11 protein-coding genes and 1 pseudogene are annotated in these 16,923 nt (G+C 35.9%); 4 read left to right on the top strand and 8 right to left on the bottom strand.

The features are described from left to right. From MXE27_RS02390 to MXE27_RS02375, 4 genes and pseudogenes are all read right to left on the bottom strand, one after another. Positions 1 to 658: pseudogene (locus MXE27_RS02390) on the bottom strand (ISNCY-like element ISMbu2 family transposase); the annotation flags it as partial. A 215-nt stretch (positions 659 to 873) separates the two neighbouring features. Further along, on the bottom strand, positions 874 to 2,178 hold the full coding sequence (locus MXE27_RS02385) for a tetratricopeptide repeat protein (RefSeq protein ID WP_248610798.1): 1,305 nt from the start codon (positions 2,176 to 2,178) through the stop codon (positions 874 to 876). A 28-nt stretch (positions 2,179 to 2,206) separates the two neighbouring features. Continuing rightward, on the bottom strand, positions 2,207 to 3,193 hold the full coding sequence (gene galE / locus MXE27_RS02380) for a UDP-glucose 4-epimerase GalE (protein WP_248610797.1): 987 nt from the start codon (positions 3,191 to 3,193) through the stop codon (positions 2,207 to 2,209). Positions 3,194 to 3,811: 618 nt separating this feature from the next. Next, complete coding sequence (locus MXE27_RS02375) at positions 3,812 to 4,216, bottom strand: hypothetical protein (protein ID WP_248610796.1); 405 nt, start codon at positions 4,214 to 4,216, stop codon at positions 3,812 to 3,814. Positions 4,217 to 4,665: 449 nt separating this feature from the next. Here MXE27_RS02375 and MXE27_RS02370 point away from each other — a divergent pair, with 449 nt between their 5' ends. Further along, entirely contained in the window at positions 4,666 to 5,439 is a 774-nt protein-coding gene (locus MXE27_RS02370) for a response regulator (protein ID WP_248610795.1), read from the top strand. Here MXE27_RS02370 and MXE27_RS02365 read toward each other — a convergent pair. Further along, entirely contained in the window at positions 5,436 to 5,726 is a 291-nt protein-coding gene (locus MXE27_RS02365) for a hypothetical protein (RefSeq protein WP_248610794.1), read from the bottom strand. The two genes, MXE27_RS02370 and MXE27_RS02365, sit on opposite strands and share 4 nt — an antisense overlap. 252 nt (positions 5,727 to 5,978) lie before the next feature. Here MXE27_RS02365 and MXE27_RS02360 point away from each other — a divergent pair, with 252 nt between their 5' ends. Genes MXE27_RS02360 through MXE27_RS02350 form a run of 3 tightly spaced genes read left to right on the top strand, consistent with a single transcriptional unit; the run spans position 5,979 to position 8,467 of the window. Continuing rightward, on the top strand, positions 5,979 to 6,356 hold the full coding sequence (locus tag MXE27_RS02360; protein ID WP_248610793.1) for a hypothetical protein: 378 nt from the start codon (positions 5,979 to 5,981) through the stop codon (positions 6,354 to 6,356). A 15-nt stretch (positions 6,357 to 6,371) separates the two neighbouring features. Continuing rightward, positions 6,372 to 7,361 carry a glycosyltransferase family 2 protein gene (locus MXE27_RS02355; protein WP_248610792.1) on the top strand — a complete coding sequence of 330 codons (990 nt, stop codon included), beginning with the start codon at positions 6,372 to 6,374 and terminating at the stop codon, positions 7,359 to 7,361. A 5-nt stretch (positions 7,362 to 7,366) separates the two neighbouring features. After that, positions 7,367 to 8,467: a glycosyltransferase family 4 protein gene (locus MXE27_RS02350; RefSeq protein ID WP_248610791.1), complete on the top strand. Its 1,101-nt coding sequence runs from the start codon at positions 7,367 to 7,369 to the stop codon at positions 8,465 to 8,467. Here the strand turns inward: MXE27_RS02350 and MXE27_RS02345 are convergent. The 3 genes from MXE27_RS02345 to MXE27_RS02335 all read right to left on the bottom strand — a co-directional run bounded on the left by MXE27_RS02345 (position 8,455) and on the right by MXE27_RS02335 (position 16,697). Beyond that, positions 8,455 to 9,462 carry a glycosyltransferase family 2 protein gene (locus MXE27_RS02345; RefSeq protein ID WP_248610790.1) on the bottom strand — a complete coding sequence of 336 codons (1,008 nt, stop codon included), beginning with the start codon at positions 9,460 to 9,462 and terminating at the stop codon, positions 8,455 to 8,457. The genes MXE27_RS02350 and MXE27_RS02345 overlap by 13 nt on opposite strands. Then, positions 9,459 to 10,193, bottom strand: coding sequence for a glycosyltransferase (locus MXE27_RS02340; protein WP_248610789.1), 735 nt, complete (start codon positions 10,191 to 10,193; stop codon positions 9,459 to 9,461). The genes MXE27_RS02345 and MXE27_RS02340 overlap by 4 nt, the downstream gene beginning before the upstream one ends. A gap of 288 nt (positions 10,194 to 10,481) precedes the next feature. Then, complete coding sequence (locus MXE27_RS02335; protein ID WP_248610788.1) at positions 10,482 to 16,697, bottom strand: cobaltochelatase subunit CobN; 6,216 nt, start codon at positions 16,695 to 16,697, stop codon at positions 10,482 to 10,484. Between the last annotated feature and the right edge of the window lie 226 nt (positions 16,698 to 16,923).

The raw sequence follows: 16,923 nt of genomic DNA, 5'->3' as shown, positions 1-16,923 counted from the left end.
TATTGGGGACTATTTGTTCTATTACTGGTAAATTTAATTTGTGATCGTATAATGTTAAACGGTACATCCATGTGCCTTTAATTTTAATATATTGCTCATCGTAACAGTAATATCCTGAATAATTATTAATGGTATTTTTGATTGTGTTTTTAGTGGATTGTTGTAGCCAGTTTTGTATGGTTTGATGTGATGGTGAAACACCAACGAAATTTAAGAAGTCTGATGAAGAATTACGCAGGGATCTGTAACCTGTTTTCATTAAAACATCTAATTTATCCCTGAAATTATTTGAATACTTGTGATGTGGTTTTATAACTGATTCTAATGTTGTGGTGAACTTTTTACCGCATGTTTTGCATTGGTATCTTCGTAAATAAAGCTTTAAAGGTTTGGGATCATCAATAATCACTTGTCTTTCGCGGAATTCTTGTTTAATTACTTTCTTAGAATCACAATTTGGACAAGTAGGATTTAAACATTCAAAATGATTATTATCAAGCAGATCTAAGTTTTTATTTACGTTTCGAGGATTTTTGGTGTTTGTAAATCTGGTTTTTAGAATTTTTTGAAATTCAATTTTTTCAAAACCAAAATCGGAAAGTTTAAGTTGAATGGAACCAATACAACTATTGAGGGTGGATGTAATTTGATTTTGCATGATAATATATCTGCCCTCAATTAATACTTATATTTAACGGCTTAAATTCAGATTCATGGGTCATGAAACATCTAATAATTTTTTTTCAAAAAATTTTTCGCAAAGTCCCAACCCCCAACAACTTTACAGCCACGAAAAATATCAATCAAAAACTTAATTTTCTTATTATTATCTAAAAAAAGGAATTGGTATTTATACCATTAATCAATGATTTATTAGATTACAAATGGCATTATCAAGAATAAAACAGTATTGGATATTCCGTGGGATAATGTTATTCCTAATAGACTCCTGGTTTTTTGGAATGCATAACCATAGAACATAGCCACAGAAAATACGAATATTAAATCAATACTAGATTCCCATCCAACGTGAAGACTTGTAAATAACAGTGCAGTGTAAAGTAGTCCTAAAAACATACCCAGCACGTCTTCTGCATTTTTCTGAACAATACCCCTAAATAAAAGTTCTTCTGCTAAACCAGTGGCCAGGGTAATGATAATGAAACCACTAATTAAATTGACTAAATTAAAGGTAGGGATGAGGGGGTCGGGTGTTAATATCTGGTATTCAATATAACCCAAAACAATTCCTGTGAGTGCAATTAGAATCTGAACCGGTATTTTACCCCAAATTATACCTATTCTCCTCCGACTAATACCCTGCAATCTCATTAAAACTGCAGTAGCGGCAAAAAGAGGGATAGCGATTATAGGGAACCAGTATAATGGATCAATCTGCATGATAGGCATGGATAAACCAATAATTCGTATCATGGGTAAGATCATCATGGAACGCAGTAGTGCTGCAAAAGTATATCTATCAGTCAATGAGGACTGGATCAATAAAGCAAATAGAATAGCTGAATGAATAAAAAGACCAACTTTCATATTGGAATAAGTGGTCAGTATTTCTGATAGTATTAAAAGTGCTAAATAAATAAATAGAGAAATAGCTTCAATCCGGGTGGGCTTCACTTTTGAGAATTTTTTCTCCAAAACTTCTTTTAAAGTCGTGATTTTAGCTTCTTCAGCTTTTTTCCCGGCTTTGTGATAAATTTCAATGGATCTTTCGTGTTCATAAATGGCATCCTGCAAAGCGCCCTGGGCTTCAAAACTTTCTGCCAGGTGAGATATGACCATGGCTTCTTTATCATAAGATTCTTCTTTTCGGAACTTGTGTATTGCTTGTCGATATATTCTACGGGCTTCTTCGTGCCTTTCTTTTTTTTCCAGAACATCCGCAATACCTACTAAAGAATAAGCTTCACCAATGTGGTCTTTGGTGTTTTTATATAGATTAAGAGCATTTCTATAACTTTCTTCAGCATATTCGTACTTCTCTAATTTAAAATAACTGATACCCATTTCAAGAAGCACATCAGCCGTTTTTGTTATTTCTTTAGCTTCGGTGAACATTTCAAGAGCTTTTTGAAATTCCTGTAGGGCCTCGAGCTGCTTCCCATTTTGGGATAACTCAATACCATTTTGTAATTTATTCTGTGCTTCTGTAACTACCAAAGTATTCACCGATTATAATCTTTGAAAATTAAACTTTATCCTTTGTTCCATATAATCTTTGGTGCCACTTCCAGGAAGTCTCGATGATTTCACTTAAATCTTTCCAGTGTGGTTTCCATCCTAATACTTTTTTAGCTTTCGCTGCACTACCAATTAGTATTGGTGGATCTCCTGCCCGGGGTTTATCTTCTATTGATTTAATCTTTTGTCCAGTTATCCTTGCAGCAGTTTCAATAACTTCACGGACTGAAAACCCATTACCATTACCTAAATTAAAAATTTCACTGGTATCTTTATCTTTAAGATAATCTAATGCTTTTAAATGTGCCTGGGCGAGATCACAGACGTGGATATAATCCCTAATACATGTTCCGTCTTTGGTGGGATAATCTGTACCAAAAATATTTATGGCATCTCTTCGTCCAGATGCTGCATCAAGTACAAGGGGTATGAGGTGTGTTTCAGGGTCATGCCACTCACCTATTTCTGCTTCAGGATCAGCTCCTGCGGCATTAAAATATCTAAGGGATGCGTAATTAAAATCATAGGCCTCGGAGTAATCTTTTAAAATATTTTCTATCATTAACTTACTTCGCCCATAGGGATTTATGGGATTTAATGGATGGTCTTCTTTCAGCGGTAATTCCTGTGGTTCTCCATAAACAGCACAAGTTGATGAGAAGATGAAATTTTTGATATGGTACTTATTCATTGTCTCTAAAAGATTCAGCGTATTTTTTACATTATTTACATAGTATTTTTGGGGGTTGGTCACTGATTCTCCAACATAAGTGAATGCTGCAAAATGCATCACGGAATCCACAGGATAATTTTGAAAGATCCTCTCTAATTTTGCAGTTTCATTAATATCGCCTTCAATAAATTTACCCCATTTGGTAAATTCCTTGTGACCATAACTAAGATTGTCTAAGATGATTGTTTCATGTCCCAGTTGATTTAACATTTTGTTAATGTGTGAGCCGATGTATCCCGCTCCACCAATGATTAGTATCATGTCATTACCTCGTTTATCCAGATGTTCATGGGATTAAGTATAGTCTATTTATCTGGCAACTAGATTAAAAAAGTTAGTATTATGTCCCATGGTTGTTATTATTGCAGAACGTTAGTTCTTTTAAAAAATAAAAATTTGAGTTTTAGGTATATTTCAATGGTTTAGTGTATAGGTAGTAGTTTAAATTAGGTGACTTTGCATGGTTTTGTTATATTGGTATTTTCAGTCCAAATACTAAGTTCGTCATATCAATGTTTAACGAAGTTAAATTACCCTTTTCATTTTAAAAAATAACATGATGCAATAAAAAAAATCGATGTGGTTAACTAACTTTTTTGAATTATCAATGTTTTCACAATAATTTTTCTTTAATTTAGCTTTTCTGGTGTAAACCGGGTAATCACGATATATTCTTAATAATGGTCCTATTTCCATATTGGTTCCATGATTTAAATTGTTGATTTTATCATCCGATATATTGTTTATTAAATGCTTGATAATTTTTTACCCTTTTCAATTAGTTTTATGGTATGATTATCAGACGATATTGCAATGAGATCTTCTGGTTTAATCCAATCTTTTTAATAGTATTTTTATCTAAAGTGTTGTTCAGGATTATCACTTATTCTTATAAACAATATAACTTTTAGGAAGAATATTCCTACTTCTATCTGTAAATTTACGCTTAACTAAATCCTCAATAACTTTGTCTCTAAATTCTATATCTTTTCGAGCTTCATCCAGAAACTTTTTAGTGATATGTATCCGGTGTTGAATTCGGTTATTATCATCTTGTAGTTTTTGGGCATTTAAAAGATCTAAGTCCAATTTCATCATTTCAAATTCTTTTAAATCATCAGCCAGTTCTTTCTTCTCTTTTCTTATTTCTTTTAAACGACCCTGACAAGTGTAAAAGTCTTTTTTCAGGACATCGAGTTCTTTTTGAGAATTATCAAGTTCACTTTTTAAATCCTTTATTTTGAGTTCTAAATCTTCTTTAGATATTATTTTTTCATTGGTCATGCTATCCCCTGAATTTATATTTCTCCTAAATCCCTGCTTCTAATAATCAATGCCCTCTGAGTGGGTTCCAGCGGCATCACTCATAGACCATAACCAGGATAGGGGCTACTTAAACCCTTAGATAAAACTCCCCTAAGAGTACTTTCTTCATAATATGTAAATGTAATCCATATTTTTAAATTGGGAGTCCGCTGATTTATAAATAATCCTGCAGTGTTCCAATGGATGCATCCCCACTGTTTTTAGGGACTTTATCAGTTATTAGATTATCTTATTAGTTGAGGGGCCGTAAGTTCTACATAATTAGAGTAATATGTTGAATTTAATATTATATTATTGTCCATGTTTTTAAACAATGACATTCATTATTTATCGTTGTTTTCCAAGAACAATACTGTCCTTGAAAAATACTAATATGTTTATTATGGATAGTAAACTAACCTTAAATTATGTCTAATCCCAGGGTATTGATTGTGGAGGATGAGGCCATTACGGCTATGGAACTCACTCGCAGGCTTAAATCATGGGGTTATGATGTGGTGGGGGATGTATTCTCTGGTGAACAGGCACTGGAAATGGTTAGAAAATGCAGTATAGATCTCATTATCATGGATGTATATTTAAATGGGCCTATGGATGGTGTAGATGCTGCTAAAGAAATTTTAAAGACTATAGAAATGCCCATTGTGTTTTTAACTGCCCATGGGAATATTGATTCCCGGCTGGATGGAAAATCAACCCATCCATTTTACTATATCATAAAACCATTCCGGGAGACGGAACTAAAATTTGCTCTGGATACAGCCATAGGCAATCATAAACTCATAAATGAGCTTAAATCCAGTAAAAAATTCTTCGAGGAAGTCACCAGTAACATACCGGGAATAATATATCAAAACCACATCCAGAACAACTGGCATACTGATTTTATCAACCCTGATTGTCTGGAAAAGATTACAGGGTATACTGTGGATGAACTCAAATCTAATGGAATAAGTACTATAGGGAATATTATACTAAAAGAAGATAGAAAAATGGTTTTAAGAGAGATATCTGATTCCATTGCCACTGGCGAAAGTTTCCAGTTAACTTATCATATTCAAGATAAAGAAGGAAATATAAAAATAGTAATGGATACAGGAAAACCTGTTTATAATCAATCCGGAGATGTTAGAACCATTGAAGGGGTCATATTTGAATCTAAAAAAAGTTGTAAGATTTAAAATTCAAGCAATATCTTACAGTTTTGACCTTTGTAATCTTTTAAAGGTTCTACCAGGGGAACGAATCCAGTGTAGCTGGGTTTTTTGAATGTCTTTTGCTTGAACCAGAAAAAAGGACTCTTCATGGTGGGGTTGGTAAGGACCTGGATCCTTTTTAAAGGACCATACTCTTGTATTTCATCTTTAATGGTTTCTATAACTGGTTTAAGGGAGTGGTCCATGAATACCGCGTCTTTTTGACCATTGTAAGGTGCTTTTTTTATTACTCCTTCATAATGCTTTATCATTTGTTAACACCATATTATATTATGATTATTTAATAATAATAAAACTTTTGGTTCTGCTATTTCGAATTTTATTAAAACAACTTGGGGTCATTTAAAGTAGTTTTAAAAGATTTTTAATCCTATTTTTAGCGTATTACTTTTGGTGGTGATTTCCCAGAGTTAATAAATTATTAACAAATATTTAGTGAGTAACTATGACTAAAATATCTTTATCTACCTAAAAGACCAATGGATATTAGAGGCATGATTATAATGACCCGTGTTGAATTACCTGATGAAATGATAATCTCCTATTTTAAAATGGACACTGGTTTTAAATCTTTGGAATTTAAAAACAACCAGATAGAATTCGATTTTCTTAAAAAAATCGTAACTCCTTCAAATATAGAATGGGGGCAATTCTGGGATAAATTAGAAGAAATAGACTTCTGGCACTGGGATGAAGATTATGAAAAATGCTGTCTGGTGGATGGCTTTGAATGGAACATAAAAATAACTAAAGGAAACAATTCCATGGAATCCTCAGGTATAAATGATGGGCCAACCCAGGTAGTGGGTGATAAATTAATATTCTTATTAGATGAATTCTTAGATGCCCTGGAAGATTTAACGGGATTCAGGATAGATTAATAAAGGTAATGTACTATGTCTTTAATCAACGATATCAGTGTAGTCATTGTAACCTACAACCACAGGGATTACATAGAAAACTGCTTAAACTCTCTGGATTTAAATAATTTAGAAGTTATTGTGGTGGATAATGGGTCCACAGACGGCACCCTGGAACTGGTTCATGATAACTTTCCACAAATAAAATTGATAGTCCCTGAGGAGAACCTGGGTTATGGGATGGGAAATAACCGAGGAGTTCAACATTGTCATAGGCAATTTTTAGTAATTTTAAATCCAGATACAAAAGTCTTCAAAGATTCGCTGGAAAAACTGGTACAGCCATTAACTCAGGAATCTAATATAGTTACCACTCCTAAAATACTATTCTACGATGGTGGTGATGTGAACACCTGTGGAAACATACTGCATTTCACAGGTCTGGCCTTCACCAGGGGTTTAGGCGAAAGTAGTGATCTTCACGTGGAAAATGAGAAAATTAATGCCATATCTGGGGCTTGCTTTGCCATGAAAAGAAAAGACTATGATAAGATAGGTGGCTTTGATAGCAATTTCCTGGTCTACATGGAAGACGTTGAATTCTCATGGAGAGCCGGATCAATGGGGTATTCTATTTATTTAATAACTGATTCTAAAATATGTCACGACTACCAACTAAATGTATCACCTGAGAAGATATACCACCTGGAAAAAGGAAGATACATTATACTTAGAAAATACTTTAACATTAAAGAGAGAATAATCATCCTACCATCTTTACTCTTAAGTGAGATACTGAGCACGGGGTACGCTGTATTAAATGGAGTTTCTGGTATTAAATACAAGATTAAAGGATCAAGAGACGGATTAAATGCAGAAGTTGAAAGATTGGGCTGTGGTGATATATCATTAGATAGTGAGGTTCCTGTGGAACAGTTAAGTCTAAATGTGTTTGACAAGGCCATGCGAAAGATCTTCAATGTAATTTACAGAATAAATTATAAATTTTTAAAAAGATTCGGATGAAAAACATGAGATTATTACTTATTCGCTCAAAAACCACTGATTCAGCTGTATTTAAAACAGCAGACTCACTCCATAAACAGGGATTTGAGGTGAACTTACTGGTATGGGATCGTCAAAATAACTTAAATGATAAATATCCCTATACAATTCACAAATTCGGTTTAAATGCACCCTACGACACATTCACCGCATTACTATATCTCCCCTTGTGGTGGATATATGAATTAATGTTTTTATTAAAACACGACTATGATGTGGTTCATAGCTGCGATTTAGATACACTGTATCCATCTATAATTGCAAAATTATTAAAGGGCAATAAACTGTTTTACACCATTTACGACTTCTATGCCAATAACTTCCCGGATATGAAACCCTACTTTTTAAGTAAACTGGTTAGAAAAATCGTATCTGCAGTTGAAAAATGGGGGATTGGGTTTACAGATACCCTATTTTTAACTGATGAAAACAGATACTCGGAAGTGAAAGGGGCAAAAGTGAATAATGTGGTCTATATTTATAATTCACCTCCTGATATATTGGAGAACATTGAAAGACCCTCTGGTGATAATTTAAAGATATTCTACGGCGGAGGAATCCTCAAACAAAGGGGAATAAATTATATGGTGGAAGCCGTTGAAGGACTGGATAATGTTAAACTATTAATCGGAGGTTCTGGTCCTGATGCAGAGGATTTTAAAGAATATTCCTCGGATGAAGAGGGTAAAATATATTACATGGGATGGCTCCCTACCTATGAGGATATTTTAGATAGAACTATTGAATCGGATTTATTATTCAGATTCTTAGACCCTAAAATCCCAAGAGCAAAATATGACAGTCCCAACAAGGTATTTGAGGCCATGATGTGTGGTAAACCCATTATTGTGAATAAGGAAATGGGCATCAGCAGAATAATAAAAAAAGAAGAGTGCGGGGAAACGGTACCCTACGCTGATGTTGATTCATTAAAGAAAGTTTTAGTGAGATTAAGGGACGATGAAGAGTATAGGATGAGGTTAGGGAGAAATGCCCGCAGGGCCTATATAGAAAAGTATGATTGGAATATTATGGAGAAAAGGTTAAAAGAAGCTTATTCTTTTTGATTTGTTTTAAGACCTTTAATTGCTCCCTTAAAATAACACTTAATAAACTCAGGATACCAGGCAGTGTAAACCCCGTAGTAAAATGAAAAAGGGATAAATTCGAGAAATATGAAATAGATTACAGATAAGACTAACTGGAGTTTAGTGGAGTATTCTTTTATAAACCAAAACTTGTTACGGCCCATGTAATAAATTTTATTGTGATGTGGGCTGGAAACAGAGATCTTATGCCAAATTTTTGCTTTTGACTGGAAGTAACATTTATAACCTGCTCTTAATCCTCTCATACACCACTCATTATCCTCCCAGTAGAGAAAATACTGGGTATTGAGCATACCAATCTTTTTAATCATCTCTGTTTTCACTAAAACGCAGGATGCTTCTAAATAGTCCACGTACTTTGATTTTAGATTAGACGTATATTCTTTTTTAAGTTCCATATGGGAAACATGCCCCGTCCAGGGGTTGTATTTACCGCCAGCAAAATTAATAGTATTCTTACTTCCTTTATAATCATAATATAAAACTGCAGGACCAACAAAACCGATTGCCGGGTCTTCAAGTACCGGTTCAACCAGGTGGTTTAATAAGTCTTTATCCACCACAGTGTCATTGTTTAAAAGTAGAACATATTCTGATGGTATATTATCCAATACGAACTTCATACCAATATTATTTCCACCGGCAAAACCATAATTATCATCATTTGCTATTATAATGAGTTGTTGGGGATTATTCGGTGAAGAAGATTCTTTAGGGTATTCCTGGATATCTATTGTTTTCGATTCAGGATTGTATTTGAAGAATTTTGACTTAACTTTTAATTTGCCTTCGCAATATTCTTTTATTTTTTCAATAGACTCATCTTCAGAGCCATTGTCAACAACTATCACCTTAAATTCAGGGTAGTTAATATTATAAACTGATTCTAAACACTCAACAGTGTCTTTCCAGTTGTTCCAGTTCAATATGATTAGGGTGATGGTGGGCATCATGTTAATCTTTTTAAAAATTGTTTTAAAGTCCACAGAGGGCTGTCTAAAAACCTCTGAAGAAGTAAGGGGTAGTTACTGTGCCAGTTATTCATGGTAGTGTAAATGGTTGATTCATTGCTGTGCTTTTTAAAGAGCTTCTTTAAAGTATGGAAATACTCTTCATTATAGGATGATGCATTGGAATGGTGGTGGACGGTTAAAGGAAGGACATAATTATTGTAATTTAAATTTTTAAGAGTTAAACAATAATCAACACCATAAAGGTGCCATCCACTACAGACCTCCTCATCAAATTGAATTTTTTCAAATAGTTCTCTAGGGACAATCATCAAACACTCATCTATTGTTTCTACTTTTTCCGGTTCGTTTATTTTATGTTTACCTGCGGGGGCTGGTGGTATTCCATGCAAAATATTGGTCAAAACTTCCCGGGATTTTCCTGATTTTCCAGCAACTCCAGCCATACCTAAATTGTTTAGATTATCTAATTGTTCTTCTAATAATTTAAATGAATATTCCTCTAAAAATTCCACATCCTGATGGACGAACATTAAATATTTTCCTTTTGCCTTTAAAGATCCATGGTTTAAGGCAGAAGATGCCGAAGTAAACGTGTCGTGGGTATTATTATCCACAGGGATAAATTCAAAATTATCCTGCTTTTTAAGACTTTTAAGCAGAATCTCATCTAAATATTCTTTATTATTGTAAACACAGATTAAGGATATCATTTTACACCGTGAACTATTAAAATAAATTTTATTAATTAAAAGAATATTGGATTATTTTACATTTAATTGTTTATGATTCTATTTTAAATAAAACTATAACTACTTAAAGGATCTCAAGAATAGGCAAAATCAATATTTATCGATGCAAAAAAATTTCTTAGAAAGAATAAATAGAATAATTAAGGAGATAGATGATTAAGCTTATTTGCCTTGTTTTTGTTAATGAATTAGATATCTCCAAGAAAAATTTTCAACTTCAAAAAAATAAAAAATTACCCTAAAAAAGAATTAATTATTCTTTCTAGGGCCGAAGTAGTAACCTGCACCAAATAGGCCAATTAAACATACTAAACCTAAAATGGCATAAATTGGCATATCTGATTTGGTTGATGCTCCTGAACTGGATTCACTAACTTCGTATGCCTTCTCACCACTCTCACCTGGAGTTGTCTGAGATTCGTCTACTTTTTCCTGGTTGGAATCTGAACCAGCAGAACCAGATTCACTGGCACTGGAAGACGAATCAGAGCTGCTGGAACCAGACTCACTACTTTGAGGAGTTGAACTTCCAGATGATGGTGATCCACCTTGAGAGGGGTTAGGTGTGGGGCTTGGGGCAAAACTGGCTGATTGCGTTGCAGCATAAATGGTGCTTTTGAATTGAGCCAAAATATTAGGGTTTATAAATTGTGAAGCCCACTCCATCATGGCCAGGTTACCGCAGCTGCAGTCACAACAGGCCACACCATTATTTATGGCTGCTTGAGCCCATTGATTAGCCACCAATTTCAGGGTATTTACATCGGTTTTCCAGATACCTTTATAAGCCATTTCCAGCAGCGTACCAGTCATACTGATAAGAGCGTAGGTGTTGTCAGCGCTGTTAAGGAATTGGTTAACTCCTATATTGTATTTATCTTTGATATAGATATCCACCACATTATTCCAGTAATCATTCAATACTGCGCTTGGTCTGGTAGTAGCCCACCCTTTAAGGTTTTTCATGAATTTAGAGAAGTACCGGGCACCGTCGTAACCCTCGTTCATCATGGCTTTGATGTAGCTGGGATTGAATTCCCTGGTTACTAATTCCCGGTTAATGTATTGTTCTATGGTTAAGGTTTTGGCATTGTTCTTGTTGGCATAATCCAGTACATAGAAGTTGGGTACTTTACCATTAACTTTCTCCAGGGCCATGGAAAGACCTCCCCAGTAGTCGAAGAAGTCATCGTTATCCAGGACACCATAAAGGTTGGTGTTCCTACTGGCGAACATGGTATCTATTCCGCTAAGGGCTCGGGCAAATACTGCCGGATTGGTTACCCCCCAGTTATTTTTAGTGTAAATATGTCCCATTCGTTTAAGATAGTACTCCGCCACTTCCATCCTTTCTTCCCAGGTCCAGCTCAGTGAAGCGGCCTTAGCAATTCCTGCACCATAATCGCCTTCAGGTGGAGCGAATATGCGGGAGATGGCCATTTCACCAGCGTACTCCGGAGTCATATTTAAAGACAGATAATAAATGAAGTCTTCCACCCAGTGTTTTGCTACATAATTTTGACTTAATTCTTCACTGCCCAGACCATAATATCCAATACCATCCATTATCTTATCTAAAGCGGTTTTCACATTCAGATTTTTAAGGGTATTGTTGTTAATGATGGTATAATAAGATCTGGCCAGAGCCACCCGGAATGCATTATCCAGAAGTATGGCCTGTCTGGAGTAAAGGTCTCTGAATAATCCACTGGTGATGATTACCACATCTATTCTTTTCTTTTCCCAGCCACTTGGCCGAATCAGATTGGATAATTCCACGTATTTGGGCATGGTGTTAAGTATATGTCCATTAACCCCTGCACTGGGTGAACTGGACCACTGTGGTTCCATTCCCAGGAAATACAATACCATGGCCACCAGTGCACCGTCGTCCCGGGCAGTTTCCACACACCATATGCCCAGAGCGATTTTTTCCATATCATCATTCATATTGGCCATGGCCAGTAAGGCCAGGGTTTTAGCATACTCATATGCTTCTTTAGTAGGTATCTCAGATGATTGATCATCGAAGAAATTGGTTCCTGTTGGTAAAACATCAGGATTACTTATAGGGTCTCCTCCAGATCCAGGAGATACGTAACCTCCATTTAAGGCATCTAAAAGGCTGTTAATTTCATTAGACACACTATCGTTTACTGCTTTAATATATTCTTTTCCTTTAAGCAGGATGGCCTTGAGATTGGCGCTGGGGCTGGTGGTTAAAAGAGTGGCAACTGTTGTCACGTCCCATTTAATCAGGGAAGTAACGATGCTTATAGATTTCTGTTGAACAGTCTGTTTTTCAGCAGCCGTTAAATCAGTATAATTTTTCCCTTTCAATATCTTAGCCACTTCATTAAACAGAGAAGTGGTTCCGCCTCCGGTGAGGTATTCTGTATCCACAGATAACATGGATGTCACCAAAAGAGCGATTTCTTCATCAGTCCATGGTGAACCAATGGCATGAAGACCATAAGGGTAAAGGGTGCTTTGAATATCATATAAATATGATTCCACAGCAGCAATCAATGCGTCTCCTGTCAAAACCGTGGTGTTTCCCATGTTATAACTATTTTTCTTGATTATCTGTGCAATCTGGGTCAATATATCTTGTCTTACTGTGGCATTAGCGCCGTCATAATCACTTACCAAAGTGGATAGTTTTCCTAAATCTCCATAGAGTGCAGTGAAAGTCATTGGTGGTGTTAGGTGAGATATCATTACAGCAAAACCTCTTCTTTTTGCTTGTATTCCTTCAGCCAGACCATCAGAGATATAGAAATATATTTGGGGAATGCTACCAGTTACCACGCTTGGTAGATCATAGGTGGCGAGAATGGTTTCTTTTCCAGGTAACCATTCGTGAGTAGCGTGTCTTCCCATGAATATCATGGCAGAGGTGCCCTGTTCCTGCAAGTAGGCAAAGTATGCCAGGTACTGGTGTGGAGGGGCTACTGCACTGCTGTGGTATAGCTTATCTGCATCTGCCTCCCATCCACGTTGAGGTTCAGGGCCTATGAATATGTTCCCGAACTTCAATCCAGGGATTACAAAATAATCAACACCATTCTTTTTAACCACCATCACATTACCTGGTATATTACCCCAACCATTCATTCCAGAAACATTCAATGCAAAAAACTGTGCCTTGTAAGTTAAAAACTGTTGGTAATAGGTGGCGTTTTTGGTGGATACGTAATTTTTCAGAGCTGTTTTGATATTGTTTAGAACCGGCGTCGCTGCTGCTGTACGGTTTTCAGGTAAAAGGGCAATGATCTCGGAATACCACGCATCTATCTTTTCTGCCATATCCTCAGTGTAGTTTAAATCAACTGCTTTTTTACATAACTCCCCAATATAAGCCACGGGTCCTTCAATTACCTGGAGCTGTGTTAAATTGTCCAGTTTTGAGAACCAGGCCTGATAACTTGACACGGGATATAATATGACATTGGGGTTTTCCGTGAGATTCACCAGCACTCCTGGAGCCCAATTAGCTACATTTATGCCCACAGCCAGCATCAGTTCCCTAAGGGCTGACTCGTTTTTAGGTATATCTGTAACATTGTAACCCTCACTTTTTAAAATATTCAGAAGATTGTAAACACTCTCCACGGTATTCATATAACTGGATCCTATGTTGTCTTTTCCCGGAGGATAGTTGTAATATATAATTGCCAGGAGTTTATCTGCATTGGATGTGTATTTTAATTGAACCCATGCTCTTATTTTATCAGCCATAGACTCAATATTCACACTTTGAGGCACGTAACCTAGAATTTCAGCCCCGGTCTGGTTATTTATCACCGTATTTTTTCCACCAATGAATGTGGCCAGTATTATACCCTGTGCTTCAGAAATTGATATATGCCACCATTTATCTCCACCAGCGGTGGGTAGTCCGGTACTGCTCAATTCCCACTGTTCATTGGTGATACTATCTGAGTGAATGGCCCGTATAATAGGGACATTCAGGGCATTAAAAAAGTCGGTGGTGCTGGTGAAATTATCTCCACCTAATCCATAGGCAGGCATCTCAATAACAGCATCTACTCTTATTAAATAATTTGAGGTGTTGTTAACGAAGGCCACCACATCAGTGGCATTGGTAAATGCCTGAAGCATTACTTTAAGTTGAGTGCTGCTTCCACCGGCTGCCAGAACAGGTATTACATTCAAACCCTTAGCTTCTAAGGCTTCAATTATCTCGTAATATGGTTGAAGCATCTCACTTTCCAGATACATGGTACTTTCAATTAAACCCACACAGGGCCGGCCACTTACAAAGTAATCTGCCATGTAACTTTCCAGATCCATAACATATTGATTGGTGGTGGAATCCCACTTAACATACCACTTGTGACGGTAGATTCCATAATCCTGTTTACCTATGGAATATGTTGGGTTAAGGTAGGTTACTTCTGCTCCTGCCAGGTTCAGGGCCCATAATATCTGATTTTTAAGGTTATCCTTGTCATTTAAATCTTTGTATAAAGTGGCTTGATTGTATAATGAGGGGAAACCACATGAATTAATGTAGCTTAAGACGTCACTGTATTCGGTTCCACGGGAGGTTTTATTGTAATAGTTGGTTAGTTGGGTTGTGTTGTAACTGCTGAGTAATTTAACTCCATTTATAGTTGAATATTTCATTAATTCTACAGATTCAGATAATGAGGATACTGGTGGTTCCAGTATCAGAAAAACAGATTTATTGGCCAGCGCTGGCTGGGACTTTAAAATCGAAAGCAGTTTTGTGCCTACACTGGTACTTAACCATTCCCCAATAAAAACGTCACAGCTTGAAAGGTAACTGACAAGTTCGCTATCAGTCATATTCCCCACCTGGCTGTTACTCCTAATCTGGATAATGAACCTCTCAGGATATTCACTCAATATTTCCAGTGCCGCGGTGTTCAATATGTTGGTTCCGGTGGTGTCACTAATTAAAAACACTACTATTTTACCTGCTTCTTTAACCAGTATTGATTGTGATAATTCATTATTAGTCTTATTAGTTTCATTAATCACATTTAATGGATCTATTACTATCTTTAGGATATGTGATCCGATGGTGTTTGGTTTCCATGAAAATGTTAGAGTTCTATTTTCATTAACATTTAAATTATTAATGCTTTGACTTCCCACTTCCTGTCCATTGTCAAATAATTTGACTAAAAATGAAGCGCTCTGATTTAAACCAGTATTGGCAATCACGGTTGTTATATTATAAGTTGTATTCACTGAGCTGGATGAAGGCAGGGTTAAATTAAGCACCGTTAAATCTGGACGTAATTTTTCAACCAGAACTTGCAGTGTAAGTTGGTTATTGGTTTCATTACTCTCATCAACCGTGTTTTCTGTGTCTACAATTGCTTTAAGGTTGTGATAACCGGCACTGTCGGGAGTCCAGTTAAAAGATACAGATGTACTACTCCATGCATCTAAATTGGATATTAATTTACTTCCAATTTCTGTGGCCCCATCAAATAGTTTAACATAAAATGAGCTGGCACTGCTATTACCGCTGTTGAAAATATTTACCAGCACCTGGCTGGGCTGGTTAAGTAATAGTTGAGAAGTTTCGATGCTTGGTATTTTTAAATCAGGGTCGTTGGTGGCAGGTGCTTCGTATTTAACTGTTAAAATACTCATCATAATTTTATAGAAAAATCCATCGAGATTATTGTAATTAAGGATATTGACTGGAGTATTTATGCAGTAATCCGTCACATTCCATGTATTTGAACCAGAATAAGTTCCCTGAGGGCTTCCAGCAGGGATGTTGTTGCCATTAAATAAATATTTTCCATCGTTACTGGCCAGGTGCACTACCGTCAAATTAGCATCCTTTATCTCCCCTGCTATGGTGCCATTAAAATAAGTAGTTCCTATGGTTGTGTTTAGAGCTTCGTGCCCAAAATTGATCCAGTAGAATATTTCATCAGTGTCGCCATCGTCGTAGGCCACTACTAAGTTAATTAATTTTATCCTTCCGTCAAAACTACCTGTAGGGGTGGTTATGACTGTAGCGGTGTTCTGGGTTTTCACTAAATCAGTAACATCATAGAACATTAAATAATCACTGCTTACTCGGTTCACATGATCATTGAGCCATAAAGCAGTGGTATTCATGGTATAAGAGCTGCTTAGATGTTCGTATCCTATCTGGTGGTCATTGAAGCTCACATTGGCATATCCGCTATAATTAGCAGTCTGGCTGCCACTGTATATTACCACACTCAATTGCGCCCACTTTACTGTAGCGTTCTGGGGAAGGTCCATAAAGTCTTTGGTCACTATATTCGATGAACCACTTGATTGGCTGGATTCATTGAACCCATAATATGAATCAGTGTAAACACCACCACTCACAGTTCCATTCTGGGTGGTGTTCAGTGGATCCCCACTGTTTCCCGCAAAAACAGTTCCACTTCCAAGGAATATTAAAATCAATATAATCATAAATATTATTCTATTTTTAATATTATCCCCTCTTCATTCTTAATTGTTAATTATTAGGTTATTATTAGTTATATACAATTTGTTATTACTTTTTTCACTATTTTTTAGAGTTTATTATTACTCATTTTTTTTATTGATTTTAGAGTATTATTCTGGATTTAAATAGCTTTTATTTTTGCTTTATTGAAAAATAAACCTTTTATTGTGTCTAGTGGCTGCATTAATT

Source organism: Methanobacterium alcaliphilum (assembly GCF_023227715.1).
Taxonomy (GTDB): Archaea; Methanobacteriota; Methanobacteria; order Methanobacteriales; family Methanobacteriaceae; genus Methanobacterium_E; species Methanobacterium_E alcaliphilum.
Note: the sequence above shows the minus strand (reverse complement) of the source record. Positions and strands in the feature narration are given on the sequence as shown.

Coding starts and splice junctions, on each gene's coding strand:
- galE (WP_248610797.1), bottom strand. CDS start 3,193: ATGATACTAATCATTGGTGGAGCGGGATACATCGGCTCACACATTAAC.
- MXE27_RS02375 (WP_248610796.1), bottom strand. CDS start 4,216: ATGACCAATGAAAAAATAATATCTAAAGAAGATTTAGAACTCAAAATA.
- MXE27_RS02370 (WP_248610795.1), top strand. CDS start 4,666: ATGTCTAATCCCAGGGTATTGATTGTGGAGGATGAGGCCATTACGGCT.
- MXE27_RS02365 (WP_248610794.1), bottom strand. CDS start 5,726: ATGATAAAGCATTATGAAGGAGTAATAAAAAAAGCACCTTACAATGGT.
- MXE27_RS02360 (WP_248610793.1), top strand. CDS start 5,979: ATGACCCGTGTTGAATTACCTGATGAAATGATAATCTCCTATTTTAAA.
- MXE27_RS02355 (WP_248610792.1), top strand. CDS start 6,372: ATGTCTTTAATCAACGATATCAGTGTAGTCATTGTAACCTACAACCAC.
- MXE27_RS02350 (WP_248610791.1), top strand. CDS start 7,367: ATGAGATTATTACTTATTCGCTCAAAAACCACTGATTCAGCTGTATTT.
- MXE27_RS02345 (WP_248610790.1), bottom strand. CDS start 9,462: ATGATGCCCACCATCACCCTAATCATATTGAACTGGAACAACTGGAAA.
- MXE27_RS02340 (WP_248610789.1), bottom strand. CDS start 10,193: ATGATATCCTTAATCTGTGTTTACAATAATAAAGAATATTTAGATGAG.
- MXE27_RS02335 (WP_248610788.1), bottom strand. CDS start 16,697: ATGATTATATTGATTTTAATATTCCTTGGAAGTGGAACTGTTTTTGCG.